The sequence below is a fragment of the Candidatus Abyssobacteria bacterium SURF_5 genome, assembly GCA_003598085.1.
Classification (GTDB): Bacteria; Abyssobacteria; SURF-5; order SURF-5; family SURF-5; genus SURF-5.
Window position 1 is genome coordinate 14,857 of sequence record QZKU01000140.1, and the last position, 20,223, is coordinate 35,079.

Below are 20,223 nucleotides of genomic sequence, written 5' to 3' on the forward strand. Positions count from 1 at the left end.
CTATATAATCTGACGGATGATGCGTTCGGGGATTCTCGGAAGCGGAGGAGATATGGCTGCCAGAATAAATAGTTGTTCCAACTCACAGCCGGTGCGAAAACTCGACCGGCGAAACTTTCTTTTATTAGCGGCAGGAGCGGGAGCGGGACTGATTGGTGCCGCGACAGGCGGGGACAAGATTTCGCAAGCCCTCGGGGCCAGCACTCAATTGGAGAAACCTCTCGTCGTCGACAAAAGCGCTGTGGTTGTCGTTCGAAATGAAAAGCTCTTCAAGAACGGCTCCGGCCTCCGGGACGACCAGGTTGCGCAGGCGCTGAGTGTGGGGGTTGCCGCGCTCTTTGACAACCAGGACCCGGTAAAAAACTGGCGGGACCTGTTCAAACCCAGCGACATTGTCGGCATCAAGGTGAACTGCATTGCCGGCCCTGAGCTATCCACACACCCGCAAGTCGTCATGGCGATAGCGCTGCAGTTGCAGGCAGCCGGTGTTCCTGCCGAAAATATCATCGTTTGGGATCGCACCAGCCGCGAGTTAACTCGGGCCGGCTATACCGTCAACACGGGGAATAAAGGCATTCGGGTATATGGGACCGATGCGGTGGGATATGAGGAGAAGGCTGTCAGCCACAAGAGTTTCAACGGCCGCCTCAGCAAGATATTGACCCGGCAGATCACCGCTCTTATCAATGTCCCGATCCTCAAGGATCATAGCGGCGCCGGCGTCACCATATCGATGAAAAATCACTACGGCTCTATCCAGAATCCTGGCAATCATCACAATAATTTATGCGACCCGTACATTGCCGACCTCAACTCGGTGGACGAGATTCGTTCCAAGACCAGGCTGATCGTCTGCGATGCAACCCGTGCGAGCTGTAACGGCGGTCCGGGATATAATGCCGCCTTTGCCTGGCGCTACTGCGGATTGCTGATCTCGCGCGATCCGGTTGCGCTCGATACGATCGGAACCGGGATCATAGATGAGCGCCGCGAGCAGATGGGACTGCCGAAACTCGAGAAAATTGGCCGATATCCTCGCCAGCTCATTTCGGCAGCCGATAATGGGTTGGGCAATACCGAATCTGCCAGGATCGATCTGCGAAGCACGATTCTGTGACTTGCTTTCAAGCTTGCTCTGGTCCCGTCCCCCTTTGCTGCGGGATTAGAGCAATTTTCAACTTGATGCAGTGATCCATTTGTGTAATATTTGGGGGAGGGATACCCCCTATTATCCTTTCTGCAGGAGACGATGCAATGAGTCCGGAGATGGTAATAGTGTTCCGTCCGTTTCCCTTGCTGCCGGGGCAGAAAATACGTATTGATAATGGTCCGCGAGGCGGCGACTGGGAGGTTATGGACGTTTCCGATCGCAAAATCAGGCTTCGTTGCCCGCTTTCCGGCCGCGAAGTCGAGTGGGACCGATTCTGTTACTTCGTTGAGCAGCGCGACGACCTGCCGTGGCCCCAGAGAGAGGCGTAAGCGTGTGCTTGCCTAATTGAAAACAACCTGTTAATAATTATGTATTTATCGCGGCACGGGGAGTAATGACAATAGCGGGAGGAAAGGAGTTTATCACATGCTTACCGAGAAGAACCTGAAGGAAGCCTTTTCTGGAGAGAGCCAGGCGAACCGGAAATACATAGCATTTGCCAAGCGCGCTGAGGAAGAGGGCTATTCGCAGATTGCCAGGCTGTTTCGAGCGGCAGCCGAAGCCGAGACGGTCCACGCGTTGGCGCACCTTCGCGTGATGAAGGGAATAGAGGATACCGCCTCCAATCTCAAGGCGGCGATCGAAGGGGAGGGATTCGAATTCAAGGAGATGTATCCAAAGTTTCTCGAGGACGCACGAAAAGAGAAGGAGTCGGCCGCTGCAATGTCGTTCAGCAATGCGTTGGCCGTTGAGGAAATCCATCATCGCTTATACAAGAAGGCGCTCGAGACATTACAAGCGGGGAAGGATTTGGCGGCTTCGTCAATATTTGTTTGCAGCGTGTGTGGAAATACGGTAAACGGAGAACCTCCGGACCGGTGCCCGGTTTGCAACTCTCCCAAGAAGATGTTTTTTGAGGTGAAGTAGGACAAGGTTGAAAAGACGCGGTACGGCGGCAGGTGCTTAGCAAAAATCGCCTGCCGCCGCCGTGTTTACCGCCTCGCCTGGTTCAAAATACCGCCGGCAGCCAAAATTTCGCGTTGCCGGTCGGAAATATCCAGTTTGGTTGCGATCTGCTCGCCATTCAGCAGGACGTTTATTACTGTATCGCCGCGCTTGACGGCTTCTCGCACTCCTGAAACCCGCAGACGGTCTCCCTGTTTGATTTTATCATAATCCGCCTTATTCATGAATTCGAGCGGAACGATCCCAAAATTCACGAGATTCGCCTTATGGATTCGAGCGAAACTCTTCACGATCTTGGCGCAAATCCCGAGGTAGCGCGGCGCGAGCGCCGCATGTTCGCGGGACGAGCCTTGCCCGTAATTCTCGCCGCCGATTATGATGCCGCCGCCTTTTTCCTCCGCCTTTTTCGCAAAATTCTCGTCGACGATGTCGAACACGAATTTGCTGATCGCGGGGATGTTACTGCGGAACGGCAACACGCGGTTTGTGGCGGGCATAATGATATCTGTGCTGATATTGTCTTCCACTTTCAGGAGAACTTCTCCCTCCAAATCGTCCGTCAAGCCCTCGAGAATTGGAAAAGGAGCGATGTTGGGCCCCCGAACAATCTCTACAGTTTCTGGATTTTCTGCGGGCTGGACGAACCATTCAGGATTCCAGGTGAACACTTTCGGGAAGCGCACTTTCGGATATTCGCCGAATTTGCGCGGATCTGCGATGGACCCTTGAATAGCGGAAGCGGCAGCCACTTCGGGGGAGCAGAGGTAGACGTAATCCTCTTTGGTTCCGCTGCGACCTCTGAAGTTTCGCGGAAAAGTCCGCAGGGAGCGCGTATTGCTGGCTGGCGCCTGCCCCATCCCGATGCAGCCAAGACATCCGGACTGGTGCACGCGCGCTCCGGCGTGGAACAAAATGAGCACGCCGCCCATTCGTTCAAGATTTTCCAGACTCTGGCGGCTGCCGGGATTGATCTCGAAGCTGACACCGGGATGAATGCGTTTTCCCTCCACGATTTTTGCCGCCACCATCAGATCGCGATAGGAGCCATTTGTAGAGCTTCCGACGATCACCTGCGAAATTTCAGTCCCGTCCAGCTCAGCCGCAGTCCTCACGTTGTCGGGATTATGCGGGCATGCGACCAGCGGCTCGATCTTCGACAGATCCAAATCGGTTACTTCGTCGTAGTGGGCGCCTTCATCGGCGCGTAGTTCCTTCCAATCGTGCTCGCGCCCGTTGAGGGCGAGGTATTTTCGGGTAACTTCATCGGAAGGGAATATGGCTGCAGTAGCGCCTATATCCACTCCCATATTCGCGATAGTGCCTCGGGCGGACATGTCCAGGTTTTTGACGCCGCGCCCGAAGAATTCCATAATCTTTCCGGTGCCGCCTTTGGAGGTGTACCGGCGCAGCAACTCGAGAATCACATCCTTTCCGGAAACCCAGGGTTGCAGCTTTCCTTTCAGGCGAATTCCCCAGATTTTCGGAGTCCTCAAATAGTAGGGTTTTCCCGCCATCGCCATGGCCACCTCGACGCCGCCTGCGCCGACGGCGAGCATGCCGAGGCATCCGCCGGTAGTTGTGTGGCTATCAGAACCGAGGAGTGATTTCCCGGGCACACCGAACCTCTCGCGGTGCACATGATGCGAGATTCCGTTGCCCGGCGGCGACAAGAGCACGCCGTATTTAGAAGCTACCGACGCTAAAAACATATGGTCGTCGGCGTTCTTATGGTCGGTCTGGATGATGTTGTGGTCTACATAACTGACGGATAATTCCGTTTTCACGCGAGAGATGCCGAGCGACTCGAATTCAAGATAAACCATTGTCCCTGTCGCGTCTTGTGTCAGTGTCTGGTCAACCCGGATCGCAATTTCCTTTCCGTCAGAGAGAGAGCCTTCAATGAGGTGCTCCTTGAGGAGCTTATGAGCCAAATTGTCAGCCATTGATGGGCATCCTTTCATGATCAACGATTTTTTCGTCTTTCCGGATAATTTTAACACACCGAATGAATTCCTGCTCATTCGGAGGATTGGAGAAAGGTCGTTTCGTTTTTCAGACGGGCAGGCATTGACTTCGCCGCCGCAAATCCATATGATGAAATCTCTCCATTCATTCGGCAGCCGCAACCTGGAGGAAATAGTCATGTATCCGCACCTTTTCTCGCCTCTGACAATGGGGAAACTCGAACTGAAGAATCGAATAACCATGGCGCCTATGTATCTTGGGTATGCCAAGGATGGCCTCATTAATGATGTTCTTATCGAGCATTACGAGATGATGGCCGAGGGCGGAGTCGCGCTGGTCGTTGTGGAAAATGCCACCGTCGATCATCCGACCGGCAGCGGCTCGTTTCGCACAATTCGGGCAGACGATGACGAGTTTATTCCGGGGCTTACACGGCTGGCGCAGGCGATTAAGGGTAAGGGGGCGCTTGCATGTTTGCAGCTCAATCATGCCGGCAGGTTTGCCGGTGCAACTGCCGAACCGGTCGCGCCGTCGGCGGTGGAGACTTTTGGGCGGATGCCGCGCGCCCTCAGCAAGGACGAAATGGCCTCGATTCGAGAGAAATTTGTTCAGGCTGCGGTTCGGGTGAAGAAGGCGGGATTTGATATGGTCGAGCTGCACGGGGGAACGGGTTACCTGCTCGCTCAGTTCGTTTCGCCGCACACCAATAAACGCACCGACGAGTACGGAAGTTCTCCGGAAAACCGCAGGCGCTTCCCTCTGGAGGTGCTTAAGGCGGTGAAGGAAGCGATCAAGGATTTTTCGGTCGGCTATCGATTCCTTGCCGATGAGTGGCTACCCGATGGCCTGAAACTGGAGGAATCGGGTCCGTTTGCCCGTGCATTAGAACAGGCCGGTATTGCCTACATTTCGGTCATGGGAGGCACATATGAATCATTTTTCTTACCCGAGATCGCCGAGAGATCAAAAAAAGACGGCTACATGATATCTCTTGCGGCCGCGATCAAAAAAGAGGTAAACGTGCCGGTGATAGCTGCGGGTCTTATTACCACCGGCAAACTTGCCGAGGATACGATTGCGCAGGGGCAGGCCGATCTGATCGGTCTGGCGCGGGTTTTGTGGACCGATCCGGAGTGGCCGAAGAAAGTGCGGGATGGTCGCGAAAGCGAGATTATTCGATGTGATGCCTGCGACACCTGTATGCACATGCTCATGCAACAAAAACCTCCTTTGTGCGCGCATTGGCCGCCGGCGAAACGGAAGGAGTGGAAGGAGAAGCTGCGCGCGATCGAGTGAGGACCCCAAATTCTCAGGCAAGGCCAAAAACTCTGTTTCGCGCAGTACGATAGTCCTCTTCCCAAGCCAGTTTCCCTCGACCACGCTCATGTTCCTTGGCGGCTTTATCAATATCTCCTGCCTCTGCTTCCTAGCAGTCCTTTCTTCGCCATGTTAAGTTACAAGCGGTGCTAAAAGCTGGAGAAGAGATTATGGGACGTTCCAAGAAATTACTTGTCTGCACAGCGGCGATTGCGCTGATGTTCATATCAGCCTGCGCGACCGGAGGAACGGGCACGACGACCGGTTTCGAAGAATGGGAGCTTGTGGAGCCCGAGCGCATACCCCCGGAGGTGGCTTATCAACATGTCAGATCGGGTGATGCCTTGCTTGTTTGTGCGTACGACGACGAAGAGACCTGCGGACGCCTCCGGCTTCCGGATTCGATGACGCTCTACCAGTTTGAGAGAAACCTCATGTATATTCCGGTTGACAAGGAGATCATCTTCTACTGTGCGTGACCGGCCGAGGCGACGTCCGCCCGTGTGGCGGCGAAATACATCGAGGTGGGCTATGCGAACGTCAAAGTGTTACAGGGAGGGGTGGCGGGTTGGAAGCGCGCCAACTTGCCAATGGGCGAAGATTAAGGTGTTGTTATGATGCCGATGCCGCGGTCTCTGAGGAGACAAGCGATCGTGAGAACCAGCGCGCGAGGCTGACGAGAATGAGGACAAGCGGAACGCCCATTGAGCGCGGGATGACTGACGCATCGCAGACATAGAGCCCGCCGATATCTGTTTGCAAGCTTGAATTGACTACCCTGCCGATGCCGGCGGTGCCGCCGGGATGTCCGCCTATATACCGCGCAACGAGGATGCTGTCCGGGTCCGCGCCCGCGCTTGTCATGATCTTTTTAGCCAGCCGAATTCCCTTCTCCATTCGCCCGCGATCATCGGCATCGAGCGGTTTGGATATGGCGCCGGTCTCATCGATTCGGCCGCCTGCGCTATCGCACAATTTGACGAACATGCCGATTCCGTGCGGGAACGAAGGCAGCTTTGCGAGCGCCTTGACCGGATGGCGCAGAACTTGAGCAGTCATCGAGTTTTGGGCGCTGGTGGTTCCCATGAGAAATTCGCCAAGATAATCTTCGGACGCGAACGTATAGGTCATCTCCGAGCGCATCCCCTTTCCGCGGGTGACTCCAAAAAGGATGCTCATCGGGTCGGTGAAGAAATGGGTGCCGGCATTCTTGATGCCCGACTTCAGCAGGATAATCGGAGTGCCGATGCCGCCGGCGCACAGGATTATTTTCTCGGCCGCGATGAAGAGGTCGCCTTCGCGATCACGAGCCCAGAGTCCGCGCGCCTTGCCGTTCTCGATCTCGATCCGTTCGACCTCGGTCCGGGTCAAGAGGAGAGCGCCGCCGGCCTTTGCCTCTTCGAGAAACGGACGCGAGGTCCATTTTGCGCCGCGTTTGCAGCCGAGCAGGCATGAATCGCAGCCGGGAACGCATTTGTCGGAATCGATCAATTTCTCCTGCAGCTTCAGCGTAATTCCATGCTGCTGTGCCGACTCGACCAATCTCAAGGAGGCGGACCAACCCTTATAAAAAGAGTCCGGCAAGGGGGCCACCCCCAGTTCCTTCCGCATGACAGCCAGATCATCGCTAAAATCGATGCCCAGCATTTCCATGAAACCAGCCGGGGGGTTGAAGGCGTTGCCGGAGTAGATGACGGTGGAGCCTCCGGTGCAAACGCCTCGCCTGATGATGACATTTTCTTTCGAGCGGTGGATGTTGTAGAGGGTGCGGTAGGCAATGTAATGTCCGATCGGCCAATTCCAATCCGGCCCCTTCTCGACAACAACCACGTTCATGCCGCGGCGCGTCAATTCGCGTGCGATTGTTCCACCGGCCGCTCCTGAGCCTATAACGGCGATCTGCGTCTCAATCCTTCTCTCATCCATTATGCTGCCTCCTGGGGTGCAGGGAGTACAGGGTATATTACGGGAATGTGCTCGCGCCTAGCCGGCGAGCAGATGTTTGCTTAAACGCTTGCCGAAGGCGATGATGGTTAAAACGGTGGGCCGGTCAAGCGCCTCCGGAAAGATGCTGGCGTCGCATGCGTAAAGGTTCTTGATTTCAGTCTGCAAATTATTATCCAGGACGTCGCCGATCCTGCAGGTGCCGCTGGGATGGGCTCCCTTTGCCTCTCCGACGACGATCGTCTGCGGCTTGCATTCGAGGGCGCGGAGAATATTCTTCGCCACCACAATTCCCTTATTAAGGCGGTCCCATTCGGGCTCGCCGAGCGCTTTGGAGACCGTTCCGTCCGGGCGCACTTCTCCGCTAAGTTCATCTTTTACTTTCACAAGAATGCCAACGATGTTGCGATAACTCATCGCCAGGCTCACATGCTTTGGCGACTGCTTCAGCATACTCAAGGCGAACATCCATTTGGGTTCCATTATAGTTCCGATGCGTATGCCATCATTGTCGTAAAATTCCCATGTGACGACCGAAACCGGCGGATCCTGCCATGTTCCTTCGAATGGCGCTACGCCATAAACAACAACGGTTGGATCGGTAAAGCAGCCTTTGCCCGCACGGTCAATGCCCGCTTTCTGCAAGAGCAAAGGAGTGCTCAACCCCCCCGCCGATAAGACCACGCACCCGGCGCGCAATTCGACTTCCCCGCCACCGGCCAACCGGGCGCGCACTCCGACAGCGACGCCGTCATCGACAACGACCTCTGTGCATTCGGTATGTATCATCAGGTTCGCACCGGCTGCAACGGCGTCTTTGAGATATTCGCGCGCCGTCCATTTAGCGCCGCAGCGGCAGCCCAAATGCTCATTCGCCCCGCAGCAGAGGCCATTGGCAAACTTGTGCGGGTCCAGGAATTTGGCCATAGGCTCCCATTTATACCCGATCTTGTTCGCTGTCTCCATCACCTTGATTGACGCACGACCCAAGAGATTCTCGGGCAAAACGCCGGCCTTAGTCTCGCTTTTGATCTCGTCAAGCAATGGAAACAGGTCGATGCCATAGCGCGGCGCGAGCCAGGGCGGCGGATCTGCAGCGCTGGCGCTGTAAAAGACACTGGCGCCGCCAGTCGTACGCGCGCGCAGCATCGGAAGCCCTTCTTTTGATCGTTCCATCGAGAGCACGCGCAGGGCCGTCAGGTAACTTCCGAGGCGCTGGTCGTCGCTGCCAGACTCCAGGATCGCAACTCGTTTTCCGGCTCGAGCCAATTCCCTGCCGACGGTCGCGCCGCCGGGGCCGGAACCAACCACAACTACGTCGTATTCGTTGAGATGTTTTGGGGTCATGGGCGCACTTCCTCGTTAGAGATTGACCGTTCTGTTGGATAGCACAGCCACGCGTTTCGGCACGAACAGGCAGGGTTGCCTCCCGTTCGAGATTATATCCTATTTTTTTGTCAATGAAAATGCCGAAGGCGCATTTTCAGGGCGTAGAGCGTGTACCGTTCACGTATTGGGTCGCAGGCATTCATCGAAAAATCGGCGCATATCTTCGAGGCTCTCGTCCGGCATATCCGCATGACCGCAGTCGTACCAGATGATTTGTTTCGGATCGAGGGCTGCGTTGAAGAGAGCTTCAGCCGCATCACGGCTGATGATTATATCGTTTCTGGCGTTCTGCATGAGGAGGCGACGCGGGGATATCTTTCTCACATAATGAATCGGGTCGACCAGGTGATATGCCTGCAGCATGCGCTCCAGAGCCCGGCCGTCGGGAGCGGAAACCTTCCACTTGCTGAAGTCTCCGCCGGTGATGCCCAGAACGACCGCTTTAATCCGTTCCTCGTACGAAGAAAATATGGCGCCGACTGCGCCGCCCATGCTGAACCCCGCAAAGCCGACCTTCCGCATATCCACATCCTGCCTGGTCGCGAGATAATCAACGGCACGCATGAGATCCAGCGCAGTCTGGATCATCGCGTCGCGGTTCCGATAATAATACCGCGGATGGATGCTTGCGCCATTGATGAAAGGAATCTGCCGCTCGCCGCAATACTGCGCATCGATACGCAATGTCGCGTAGCCCGCGCGTACCAGGTGAGCCGAACGCTTCAGTTGATTTGGCGAACTCTTGTGGCCGAACACGCCGTGCAGAATGATGACCGCCGGATAGGGCGGCAAAGCCTGCTCCGGGAGGGTGAGCAACGAGCATACTCGCTGATCTCTCGCGCTATCGAAAGTCACGTGGAATTCTTTTGAAGCGGCGTCGGGCGCGGAGAGACTTTCGCTTTCCGAAGCATTCAGCGGCAGGTCCTTATCGTACTTATAGAATTCATCCAAAACGTCCTCAGCGCAAAAATGCATGCGGTCTTTTCCTCAGCGATATGAGCGGCAGCTCAAAAGCCTTTATAGCCCACCGGCATTATGGTTAGCGGCTCCTCTCCCGTCGCCGCGCCCAGCACTTCGTTGATCACGGTGGGATTGGAGACTCCGACAATTCCGGCTCCGAGCCCCTCGGCTTCGGCCTGTAAGAAGACATTTTGACCAGCGTGGCCCGCTTCCAAATCCGCGTAGCGGACGGCCCTATCGCCGTATCTCTCCATCAGACGGTCGTATTCGGCCGAGATTACGAGGAGAACGGGAGCCTCGGTCATCCAGGACTGCCCAAAAGCGGCCTGAGCGACATCCTGGCGCTTATCTCCCTCACGGAGTCGTTCGAGAGCGTGTGCATCGGGCAGATATCTGTAGACTCCAACCGGCAGTCCTTGTACAGCATTTTGCCCGATTACAACGTAAAGGTCAAGCGGATATATTATACCCGCCGAAGGAACCGAGCGGAATTTCATAGTGTCGCCGGTGGTTCCCTGGGCGGCCCATAGAACCTGTGAAAGGTGCTTTAGCGTGAGCGGATTTTTTGAGAATGTGCGCACGGTGCGTCTGTTTTTTATCGCCTCTTCAACCGAGACCGTTCCCCTCAGAGACGGTTCAGGCAATTGTACCTTTTGCTCCATCTGATCTTCTCCCCTTAGTGTTCGTTCAGGAAGGTTTTACGGATAACATGTTCAACATTTAAATATGTCATAAATTGAAGCGAACCGTCACTTTTCACAAGAAAACTTAAAGGAAAGCCTGAATTGTATTCATGCTCGCAATATGATAAGATCAGAAGATCAAATGACCGAGATTTCACCGGGAAGAACATGAACATGAAAGCGAATCAATGAGAGATTGGAAGAAGATTACAGTTGTCGGCGGGGGCCTTTTGTTTCTCCTTGTTTTTGCCGTTTCTTTTGAGAACCTGAAAGGAAGGGCCATCGCGCTTTACATGGATTTACCGCAACCTGCGTATTCAGTAAAGATCGACCGCGACGTGATGATACCGATGAGTGACGGCGTCAGGTTGGCGGCCGACATATATCGGCCGGGAAAGCCCGGGAAATATCCGGTTATCGTTACCCGCACTCCGTATGGAAAAAGGAATCCACATCACAAGTATGCGTTTGCCGGCAAGATGTTCGCATCGCAAGGGTTCGCCTTCGTCGTTCAAGATGTGCGTGGAAAATATGATTCTGAGGGCGATTTCTATCCGTATATATGGGAAGGCAGGGATGGGCACGACACCTTCGAGTGGGCGGGCGTGCAGGACTGGTCCAGCGGGAAAGTAGGCACCTACGGTTTCTCCTATTGGGGTTCGACCCAGTGGCTGTCGGCGCCCTACCAGAGCAAGTACCTGCGCGCGATGGTTCCTATCGTGACCAGCCAGGACCTGTATCCCCGATGGATGTATAACGGCGTCTTCAGGTATAACGATGTGCTTTTCTGGCATTACGGCAACTCCGGCAGATATGAAAGAAGTCTTGAGCATATCGATATCGACCTCGCGTTGCAAACTCTGCCGCTGATTGAAGCCGACGATTCCATGGGGGCTGATATCCCGAGTTATAACGATTGGGTGAGTCATCCGACGCCCGACCAGTACTGGGATGCGATTCGCGTTGATACGCTGGTGGACCAGATACAGGCGCCGGCGCTGCTGATCGGCGGCTGGTATGATTACTATCTGGAGTTGATGCTCGAGGATTTTAACCGAATGGTCACGATGGGAGGAAGCGAGGAAGCACGGCAAAGCCGCATCATTGTCGGGCCCTGGACGCACGAGTCGGTCTCGAAATTCGATGATGTTGACTTCGGCCCGCAAGCTGATTTCATGCAGCAGATCAAGGCAATGCTCTCGTGGTACAATTTTTGGCTGAGGGACGATGGCGCCGAGATGCCATCCGACAGCCCCGTTACCATCTTTGTGATGGGCGGAAATGAATGGCGCGAGGAGGCGGAGTGGCCTCTGGCGAGAACCCAATTCACCAAGTACTACTTGCACAGCAATGGGAATGCGAACACGTCTGGCGGCGACGGAATATTGAGTCCTGAATTACCGGGAGAAGAACCGCCCGACCACTTCACGTATGATCCTGCAAACCCGGTTCCCTCACTCGGTGGAACATCGATATATGGAAATGCCACGCCCGGGCCGCGTGATCAGCGGCAGATCGAGATGAGGCCCGACGTGCTTGTGTATACCACTCCGCCGCTTGACGAGGAAATCGAGATCATCGGCCCGGTAAGCGCTATCATTTACGCTTCCTCGAGTGCGGTCGACACTGATTTTTCAGTCAAACTGGTTGATGTTTATCCAGACGGCAAAGCGATCAACCTGCGTTCCGGAATGGTCCGCGCCAGATACCGCGACTCGTTCACTGAACCCGCCTTCCTGGAAGAGAACGAAATTTATGAATTTGAGATACCTGTCGGCGCAACGGCCAACCTCTTCAAGAAAGACCACTGCATCAGAATAGAGGTCAGCAGCTCGCATTTCCCGGAATTTGGCAGGAATCTCAACACAGGTGCGGACATCGCGAGTGATCGAGAAATGGTCACCGCAAAACAAACCATTTTTCACGATCAGGATAACCCGTCATACGTTCTTCTTCCGTTGATTCCATCGGACACATAAGTCTTGCCAGGATGCAATTCTCCTTGTGTGGCCGTACTGGCGGTCTCGGCTTGGGAACAATTATCGCTCTTGTAAAGGAATTCGCGTTCCGCATTGTACGAGAACGTACGCCCGGGCACTCCTGATCCGAAGATGCCGACCAACCTAAGCATGTCCTAAATCATTGTATCTCTTCTAGTTATACTCACTCCTCAAAAGAGACCGATTTGCGCGTCTCCGGCATAAAAAATGCCATAGGGATTCGAATGAAGAAAACTGTTCCCACGAAATAGCGGTCAATAGCCTCTTCGTTCAGTAAAGGAACAAATGGAATCGCTTGCCTTGCAGCGGAACATTCCGTATTCGATACCCCTCATAGCGGTCGCGGTTAGTACGGCACTGCTTGCGTTGTACATGTGGCGGCGAAAAGGGGCCCCTGGCTCAGGAATGGGCGCCCTTCTGATGCTGGGATGCGCGGAGTGGATTTTCTGTTATGCATTTGAGCTTGGCAGTGTGAAACTGCAAACGAAGATCTTTTGGAACACGTTTCAATATGTGGGCATTGTTTCGGTTCCCACGTTGTGGTTTCTCTTCACCGTGAAGTTCACCGGTCGCGAGCACTGGTTACGGCGGCGCAATCTCATTCTCTTTGCCATTATTCCCGTTGTTACTCTCGTTCTTGTCTTCACAAACCATTACCATCGGCTCATGTGGACCGAGGTCTTCATGGGAACAGCATATGCGATCACCACGATTGAAAAGAAATTCGGCCCTGCTTTCTGGTGTTACGTGAGCTACGTTTACACCCTGATGCTGATAAGCACCTATCTGCTTCTCCAGATGCTCATACATTCGAGACACCTGTATCGGTGGCAGGCGAGCGCGCTCCTTATCGGGCAAACGGCGCCGACGATTGGCCGGGGCCTTATTGTGCTTGGTTTGAACCCATTCGGATATGTGGATCTCGAGGTTCTCGGGCTCGTTGTCAGCAGCCTCATGGTCGCGTGGTGCATCTTCCGGCTTCGCCTCCTGGACATCGTTCCGGTTGCGCGGGAAAGCATCATTGAAAGCATGCAGGACGCGGTAATTGTGCTGGACGCCGAAAATCACATTGTGGACATTAATCCGGCGGCGGAGCATATCATTGGATACAGCGCGTCTGAAGCCGTGGGCTGGCCGCTCGACCAGATTTGGAGCTACTGGTCCGAGCAGTTGCAGACGTCGCGCTTGTCTTCCTCCGGACGCACGGTGATCGACTTGAAGGCCGGCAAGGAGTCGCGAACATACGACGTGAGCATTTCGCCGCTAACCGATTGGCGGGGCCGGCTGATGAGCAGGGTTATCGCTCTCCGGGATATCTCCGAGCGGAAGAGGTCTGAGGAGGCGTTGAGGGAGAGCGAGCGCCGGCAAGCAATGATTCTGGACGCCATTCCCGACATGATCTACGAGATGGACCTGAAGGGGAACATCCTGTACGCGAACCAGTTCGCCCGCGAGATTATAGGGATTGGCGCGGAAGAAGTGAAGACGCTCAGGCTATCCGACATCCTTGACGAAGACGGCTTGAAGACAGCCGCTGCGGTAACAAAAGGAGTCTTGGCAAATAACACTTCGCTGCCACCCTCGATCTACTATCTGCGAACACATGATGGGCGACGCGTTCCAATTGAGGCTCAGACGCGCGTGGTTACAAACAGCATCGAGAAGAAGACACTTCTGGGGGTCGCCCGCGACATCACGGAACGGCATCGAGCCGAGCAGTTACTGCGGGAGTCGGAGGAAAAATACCGGACCCTTTTTGAAGAAACGAAAGATGCTCTTTTCATCGCCACAGTTGGCGGGGAGATGCTTGACCTCAATCCTGCCGGCGTCGAGCTTTTCGGCTATTCCTCAAGAGAAGAACTTGAGGGGGTGAACGCAGGAGATCTTTACGTGAATCCGCACGACCGGGAGCGATTTCAGAAAAGGATCGCCGATTCCGGTTTCGTAAAAGATTACGAGATGATCCTCAAACGAAAGGACGGCCGAAGAATAAATGTTCTGGTTACCGCCACTGTGATGGTAAACGAACGCGGTGAGATTACGGCGTATCGCGGGATCATGAGAGATATCACGGAAAAGAAACAGCTCGAACAGCAACTGTTTCAGGCGCAGAAGATGGAAAGCATCGGCACTCTGGCCGGCGGCATCGCCCACGATTTCAACAATATTCTCGGAGGCATCCTCGGGTACGCATCGTTTATGAAAGCGAAAATTGACGCAGGCCACCCGTTTCAGAACTACATCGATACCATTGAGAAGAGCGCCGTACGGGCATCCGAACTGACAGCAAAACTATTGGCTTTTGCGCGCGGCGGAAAATACGATGTGAAGCCGGTCGATATCAATCGACTGGTTGAGGAGACACTCCAGATCATGGGAAGCACCCTTGACAAATCAATTGAGATTCACGTCGATCCTGAACCCGAATTGGCCACTGTCGAGGCCGATGCGGCCCAGCTACAACAGATATTGATGAATCTGTGCCTGAACGCGCGCGACGCGATGCCTGCGGGCGGGCGGCTTGTGATCAAGACGTTCCCCGCCGTCGTCGATGGAAAATATTTCGGCAGATATTTCGGGGCGAAAGCCGGCCGTTACGTGGCCGTTGCGGTAACAGATACCGGCATCGGGATGGCCGAGGAGACCAAGCAGAGAATCTTTGAGCCGTTCTTTACGACGAAAGAGAAAGGGAAAGGGACCGGGCTTGGCCTTTCGATGGTATACAGCGTGGTAAAAAATCACGGCGGATTTGTTTCCGTTTACAGCGAACCGGGCATCGGCTCCACGTTCAAAGTATATCTGCCGGAAAGTGGAAAGCCGGAATTGAAAATCGCTTCAACTGCTGCGATGCCTCGCGGCCACAACGAGCTGATCCTGGTCGTCGATGACGAAGCCGCACTCCGTTCGCTCGCCCACGACACGCTTGAAGCATACGGCTACCGCGTAATGAGCACTGAAAACGGGCTTGAGGCGGTCGAGGTGTATCAGAAGCACAAGGATGAGATCAGCGTGGTTATCCTCGATATGGTGATGCCGAAAATGGGCGGGCATGAGGCCTTTCTGAAATTAAAAGAGATTAACCCGCACGTCAAGGCGCTTCTTTCTACCGGGTACAGCCAAACGGGCAAAGCGCAGGAAATTCTGGACAGCGGCGTTCTGGGATTTATCCAGAAGCCGTATCAACTGAATGAACTCCTTCTCAAGCTGGATTCCGTTCTCAATGCCTCGCCAGTCGCTTCCACGCGGGGGTAAGAGGAGACCCCTTGAGTATCCGTCGGCGGAATAGCTTCAGCAATCGAAACGATTGATCACCAGGCCCGATAGCAGCTTCGGGTAGAAGTAGGTGGATTTCTGAGGCATCTTCTCGCCTTCATAGGTGACTGCCTTCACCTGCTCGGACTTTGTTGGATTCAAAAGAAGAGCCGCCTGCGCCTCTCCCCGGCGAACGGCATCGAGGGCTTTGCCTTCCGACGGCGTGTAACGGACATGTTCTTCCTTGGAAGCCGTGCCGGTGTGGATTCCCATGATCTCTTGAAAAATGGCCGCCTGCGCGATGGCAACGTCCAGAGTGCGGAAACTTTCGCAGTGCCGCTTGTCGACCAGTTCGCGCAGCCTTATATCATCCTTTGACTTGAGAAGTTCGAGTCTATCACCCCCCAAATACAGTCCGTAGGTATGACGCGTCTCGCCCTCCTCGGCCATCCGGTTTAAGAGATTTCTGGCAGTTTGCTCGCAGTTGGAACAATCGAACGGGGCGGGAACAACCTCGAAATATTCTGAAAGCCTGCTTCGGAAAATTTCCGGCTTGAAGTCGGGGATGTCGGAAATGATTCTATGGATCGGATAGATGGTCACGCCGCTGTCTATGTTGACAAACATCATCATCACATAATTGTGCAAAGCATCTTCCGATGTGCGCCTGCCTTCATTTCGGCGGATGTGCCGGTAAATGAGAGCGGTCTCGTAGCGGTGATGGCCGTCGGCGATAATGAGGCGCTGGTCGCTCATCTCCGATGTCAGTCGTCGGATGATGGAGGGGTCAGTCACCGCCCAGAGTTTGTTTCGAACCTCGCTGTCGTCGACGAAATCGTACTCCGCCGGGGACGCTGCGATCTCGTCGAGAACGGCATCAATTGTTTTGCTCGACTGCGAGTACAGTGAGAATATGGGGCTCAGATTTGCCTTGCATTCCTTCATCAGGTTGAGGCGGTCGTACTTGGCGGACATGAGTGTTTGCTCGTGGCCGAGTATTACCTTTGAATCCTGCTCCTCCAGCCGAGCGAGCGCGATGAATCCCCTTCGAATGCTCGGCTGCTCGGCGGAGTACCGGTAAAGCTGCTCGTAGACGTAGACGCTCGGCCGTTCGTCCTGTCGCAAGATGCCGGAATCGATCCAATGCACGAGGGCCTTTCCCGCCCGGATGTACTGATTGTTTTGGGGGCTGTCGCCGACCATCTCCCTCGGGTTTGTCAGCATCGCAATGTTGTGGGGGTGGCGCTGATGAAGGAAGTCGCGTTGGTCCGGCGTGATAACGTCGTATGGCGGGGCCACCACGTCTTGAATATTCACACGCGCAGGATTATACCGATAACCTTTAAAGGGAATTACTTTTGCCATTTTCGAAATTGTCTCGAGGGTGTTTGAGGTTTCAGAAATGTCCTTATGGCGAACCGGCCTTCAGAAAATATGGTTAATATACTGAAAAGCCCCCGGAATTGTCAAGGTGCAGAGATGTGCATAGGCGGCTTTTAACGAAGAACATATCAGCTAATTTATTATAGAACGTACGAACCACGATGATCAACCGCTGCGAGAGATAAGGGCGGGAACGCTGGTTCCATCGATCGTCCGGCAGAAAAAAAGACCACCCGCCGGAAAAATGGCGGGTGGTCTTCTTGATTCCGGACTTACGGTCTCACGAATGACCAGGTCTCCGTGCTGAAGACGGGCGTAATCGGGGTCACGCCGGTGTCGGCGCCGCGGACACGCCAATAGATAGGAGTGCCTGTGGGAACGCTGTCCCAGATGGCTTGTGGGATCGTTACGCTGATATTCGGAAGTTGAACCCCGAGAGTTTCGTACGAGGAGACGTAGTTTGTGAAGGCCGCTGACAGACTGAAATCGATAGCGTACTTCACGTTTGCGCCCCCGTCGGCCGACCACACGAACGTGGGCGGAGAAGTCAGCGCGTTCAATACCGCCAGGTCGGGCGGATAGAGCAGGTGTATCGTTGTCAAAGGAGAAGCCGGGAACTGCGCCTGAGTCATCTGGAATGGCACGATGGTCGGCACGGAAGCGCCGAGGCCGTCAAGGCCGTGGTTGTGGAACCAGAGTTCCCAGATGGTATCGCCCCACGCTTTTAAAGCACCGAAGAAGGGATCGGTCTGTATGATGTATGCGCCGGGATCGCCGCCCGGTTTCAACGGTGTCGGCCGTGAGAGAGTATCGGCGGTGCCATTGATTTCATCCCTGAGAAATTCAATATATTCGCGGGATGTGCTCTGATAGTAGAGCGTGATCACAATGGAATCGGCGCCGGGAACAAATGGGCCGCTCACATCATCGTATCCGCCCGCATATTCTGCTGCGGTGAAGTACGCGGGGCTGCTGACGCCATGGTCGACCGGCTCGATGAGCTGCTCGGCGGCTGCTACAATATCAAACCCCTTCGGTGGGATTCGATTGTCCTTATAGCGTTCCGAAGCGAGAACGAAATGGAACGTTTCGTCCTCACCCGTCAACTGGCTCTTCGGATGAACCTCATACACTAAAGCATCGACGTAGGTCTCATTGGGACCGAGCGGAGGAGAGCTTGGATGCGAGAGCCCTTTCAATGTGCCAGCTGCGTAATCGTATGGATTAACCTCATGTATCAAGCTGCCCCCGGCATACGCCTTGATGTTGACGAACATGCGTCTGCCCTCAGGGAACCCGCTGATAAGTTTATGGCCGGTATTGTTCTGGACTCTGAAGGCAAGGTTTCCAGTTGTCGGGTTGTACGTCACGTTCTTTATTGTTGCGGCAAGCTTCAGTTGGTCTTTCGCGCGGTCGGAGGCTGCAAGCAACCTGTCCCCTCGGTCCGTTGGGCTTAAGCCGGCATACATATCCAGCGTGAGCGCGAGAGGCCCCTGCGTAAGCAGAGCGAAGTTGATCGGATCATACGTATCGGGGAAATGGTCGTCCGTGCTTGCGAGCACATACGGCAACCAGACATTGCCGCCCATCATGTCGTGCATGGGCGCTCCGGAATTTGGATGCTCGGTGCTCTCGATCGGTCGCAAAGGAGCGGCCAATTCTTCACAGCCTTTACCCACGATATTGCGCATATGGCAATCCTGGCATGAGCTTGCCCAGGTGATCGGCGGATCGAACTTGGTATGGAACTCCGGATTCGTTGCCGCGCCGCCCTGTTGACCGTAGGCGGATATCTCGAATTCGGCGAACGTGCGCTCAACGTGGAAATAGCGCGATGCCGAGTACTGCTCGGTGATCAGGTCGGTTCCGCCCGATTGGTCGGGAAGGCAAGAGAGACTGAGCCCATAGGTTGCGTTAAGGTCCTCGCATGCATTTGCGAGCACGGGATTTGATACATTATGGCAGGTCGAACAAAAGTACTTCGATTTGTGATGGCGACTATAGAAGGCCGGATGATCAGATTTAGTGTCGGCGAAGCTTGCCCGCGGCCGGTGCATCATCGCCATGAAATACTGTCCGGCGCCGTCTTCCGTATACGTCGCGTATTTCGGGGCGTCGCCGATGAAAAAGTCCAGCCCCGAAAACAGCTTGATTCCTGCGGCAAGAAGAGCATCCTCAGCCAGCGTGGCTTCAGCCGCGACCTGAGAAGGCGTCCCGCTTCCGGGGCCGGTGTTGCCGGCTTCGTCCCAGTAACCTGCCCAATCCGACCCTTCGCGTGTGCCGTCAAAGGTTGTCGCGAAGAATGGATCCCACTTCATGTGGCATGCATCGCAATGTACGCCGTCGAAATCGGTTCCCGTCATCAACGAGGCGTTTGGCGGATCAGAGCGGCCTGCGAGCCATCCCTGCGGGAAATGGCAGCGCTCGCAGATATCAACTGCATTCGGATTGCCGACCGCCCAGATCGAGTCCTGACCGGCAACCGCCATGCATGCGTAAAACAGCGGATCCCTTGCCGCCTGCGCCATGACAGAGCCTTGCCAAAAGTAGCCCGGGGCCATCACATAGCCTTCCGGATTCAGGATGTTCTCATCCCCGTGACAGTTCAGGCACATCTGCGGGTCCATGATCATTGTGCCCTGACCCGGCTGAGTTCCGGGCATGCGTACGAGCGGGTCGTCCACCACCGGCAACGGCGTCCAGGCGGCCGCGCCGGCCGCGACAAGAAGCAGTGCCGCGACCGATAATGCTCCCCCCAAGAATCGAGATTTGGTCACAATCGCTTCCTTTCCTGCAAATCGCAATACGTTTTCCCTTAGTTTTGAGGCGGAAAAAGTTCCACCTTTCGATTCGGAAGCGCTAACTGCGAGCCGCCTGTTACTCGTTCTGTGTTTCTTTATGAGTCTGATGAAGCTGCGGAATGGATTGAGAAAAGGAAAATAGCATTGAAGATCGAAAACAATGTCGTTGGCGATAGAATGTCGTCGATTTCCATTAAGCATGTATCTTAACAACGAAATGAAATTACGCAAGAGGCGAGCAGACACGAGAGGGGATCTCTAGAAGACACGAATCATAAACAAGAAATCATGCGGCCGCTTCCTGCACGATAAAAAAAAGTAGCTCCTCACAAGAATTTGTGGGTTAATTGTGGCATAGGAAGGTCTCCGAGCACGTGATAAAGGGCAAGCGAAAAGGTTTCAAATGTGCGGTA

At 54.7% G+C, this 20,223-nt stretch carries 14 protein-coding genes; 7 read left to right on the forward strand and 7 right to left on the reverse strand.

The genetic code is table 11. The features are described 5' to 3' along the window. Nucleotides 1–16 precede the first annotated feature (16 nt). From C4520_20860 to C4520_20870, 3 genes are all read left to right on the forward strand, one after another. Nucleotides 17–1,117: a DUF362 domain-containing protein gene (locus C4520_20860; GenBank protein ID RJP14883.1), complete on the forward strand. Its 1,101-nt coding sequence runs from the start codon at nucleotides 17–19 to the stop codon at nucleotides 1,115–1,117. A 137-nt stretch (nucleotides 1,118–1,254) separates the two neighbouring features. Continuing rightward, a complete protein-coding gene (locus C4520_20865) occupies nucleotides 1,255–1,479 on the forward strand; it encodes a hypothetical protein (GenBank protein ID RJP14884.1) in 225 nt (74 codons plus the stop codon). A 97-nt stretch (nucleotides 1,480–1,576) separates the two neighbouring features. Further along, nucleotides 1,577–2,077: a rubrerythrin family protein gene (locus C4520_20870; GenBank protein ID RJP14885.1), complete on the forward strand. Its 501-nt coding sequence runs from the start codon at nucleotides 1,577–1,579 to the stop codon at nucleotides 2,075–2,077. Nucleotides 2,078–2,142: 65 nt separating this feature from the next. Here the strand turns inward: C4520_20870 and C4520_20875 are convergent, their stop codons facing one another. Further along, nucleotides 2,143–4,059 (reverse strand): aconitate hydratase, encoded by a 1,917-nt coding sequence (locus C4520_20875; protein ID RJP14886.1) that lies wholly within the window; start codon nucleotides 4,057–4,059, stop codon nucleotides 2,143–2,145. 199 nt (nucleotides 4,060–4,258) lie between these two features. Between C4520_20875 and C4520_20880 the strand changes: the two genes are divergently transcribed. Further along, a complete protein-coding gene (locus tag C4520_20880) occupies nucleotides 4,259–5,377 on the forward strand; it encodes an NADH:flavin oxidoreductase (protein RJP14896.1) in 1,119 nt (372 codons plus the stop codon). A gap of 191 nt (nucleotides 5,378–5,568) precedes the next feature. Further along, complete coding sequence (locus C4520_20885; GenBank protein ID RJP14887.1) at nucleotides 5,569–5,877, forward strand: hypothetical protein; 309 nt, start codon at nucleotides 5,569–5,571, stop codon at nucleotides 5,875–5,877. Nucleotides 5,878–6,010: 133 nt separating this feature from the next. On the opposite strand, the gene C4520_20890 is transcribed toward C4520_20885, so the two are convergent. The 4 genes from C4520_20890 to C4520_20905 form a co-directional block, all read right to left on the reverse strand. Further along, nucleotides 6,011–7,324 carry a GMC family oxidoreductase gene (locus C4520_20890; GenBank protein ID RJP14888.1) on the reverse strand — a complete coding sequence of 438 codons (1,314 nt, stop codon included), beginning with the start codon at nucleotides 7,322–7,324 and terminating at the stop codon, nucleotides 6,011–6,013. Nucleotides 7,325–7,381: 57 nt separating this feature from the next. Then, nucleotides 7,382–8,689, reverse strand: coding sequence for a GMC family oxidoreductase (locus tag C4520_20895; protein ID RJP14889.1), 1,308 nt, complete (start codon nucleotides 8,687–8,689; stop codon nucleotides 7,382–7,384). 159 nt (nucleotides 8,690–8,848) lie between these two features. Next, nucleotides 8,849–9,706, reverse strand: a complete 858-nt coding sequence (locus C4520_20900) for a hypothetical protein (protein RJP14890.1) — start codon at nucleotides 9,704–9,706, stop codon at nucleotides 8,849–8,851. A 32-nt stretch (nucleotides 9,707–9,738) separates the two neighbouring features. Continuing rightward, on the reverse strand, nucleotides 9,739–10,353 hold the full coding sequence (locus C4520_20905; protein ID RJP14891.1) for a SagB/ThcOx family dehydrogenase: 615 nt from the start codon (nucleotides 10,351–10,353) through the stop codon (nucleotides 9,739–9,741). Nucleotides 10,354–10,562: 209 nt separating this feature from the next. Between C4520_20905 and C4520_20910 the strand changes: the two genes are divergently transcribed. Then, on the forward strand, nucleotides 10,563–12,353 hold the full coding sequence (locus C4520_20910; protein ID RJP14892.1) for a CocE/NonD family hydrolase: 1,791 nt from the start codon (nucleotides 10,563–10,565) through the stop codon (nucleotides 12,351–12,353). A 306-nt stretch (nucleotides 12,354–12,659) separates the two neighbouring features. Beyond that, nucleotides 12,660–15,626, forward strand: coding sequence for a PAS domain S-box protein (locus tag C4520_20915; protein ID RJP14893.1), 2,967 nt, complete (start codon nucleotides 12,660–12,662; stop codon nucleotides 15,624–15,626). A gap of 36 nt (nucleotides 15,627–15,662) precedes the next feature. Here the strand turns inward: C4520_20915 and C4520_20920 are convergent, their stop codons facing one another. Together C4520_20920 and C4520_20925 are read right to left on the reverse strand one after the other, a co-directional pair. Further along, entirely contained in the window at nucleotides 15,663–16,991 is a 1,329-nt protein-coding gene (locus C4520_20920; GenBank protein ID RJP14894.1) for a DUF1015 domain-containing protein, read from the reverse strand. A gap of 290 nt (nucleotides 16,992–17,281) precedes the next feature. After that, a complete protein-coding gene (locus C4520_20925; GenBank protein ID RJP14895.1) occupies nucleotides 17,282–19,813 on the reverse strand; it encodes a hypothetical protein in 2,532 nt (843 codons plus the stop codon). Nucleotides 19,814–20,223 lie beyond the last annotated feature (410 nt).

Coding starts and splice junctions, on each gene's coding strand:
- C4520_20860 (RJP14883.1), top strand. CDS start 17: ATGATGCGTTCGGGGATTCTCGGAAGCGGAGGAGATATGGCTGCCAGA.
- C4520_20865 (RJP14884.1), top strand. CDS start 1,255: ATGAGTCCGGAGATGGTAATAGTGTTCCGTCCGTTTCCCTTGCTGCCG.
- C4520_20870 (RJP14885.1), top strand. CDS start 1,577: ATGCTTACCGAGAAGAACCTGAAGGAAGCCTTTTCTGGAGAGAGCCAG.
- C4520_20875 (RJP14886.1), bottom strand. CDS start 4,059: ATGGCTGACAATTTGGCTCATAAGCTCCTCAAGGAGCACCTCATTGAA.
- C4520_20880 (RJP14896.1), top strand. CDS start 4,259: ATGTATCCGCACCTTTTCTCGCCTCTGACAATGGGGAAACTCGAACTG.
- C4520_20885 (RJP14887.1), top strand. CDS start 5,569: ATGGGACGTTCCAAGAAATTACTTGTCTGCACAGCGGCGATTGCGCTG.
- C4520_20890 (RJP14888.1), bottom strand. CDS start 7,324: ATGGATGAGAGAAGGATTGAGACGCAGATCGCCGTTATAGGCTCAGGA.
- C4520_20895 (RJP14889.1), bottom strand. CDS start 8,689: ATGACCCCAAAACATCTCAACGAATACGACGTAGTTGTGGTTGGTTCC.
- C4520_20900 (RJP14890.1), bottom strand. CDS start 9,706: ATGCATTTTTGCGCTGAGGACGTTTTGGATGAATTCTATAAGTACGAT.
- C4520_20905 (RJP14891.1), bottom strand. CDS start 10,353: ATGGAGCAAAAGGTACAATTGCCTGAACCGTCTCTGAGGGGAACGGTC.
- C4520_20910 (RJP14892.1), top strand. CDS start 10,563: ATGAGAGATTGGAAGAAGATTACAGTTGTCGGCGGGGGCCTTTTGTTT.
- C4520_20915 (RJP14893.1), top strand. CDS start 12,660: ATGGAATCGCTTGCCTTGCAGCGGAACATTCCGTATTCGATACCCCTC.
- C4520_20920 (RJP14894.1), bottom strand. CDS start 16,991: ATGGCAAAAGTAATTCCCTTTAAAGGTTATCGGTATAATCCTGCGCGT.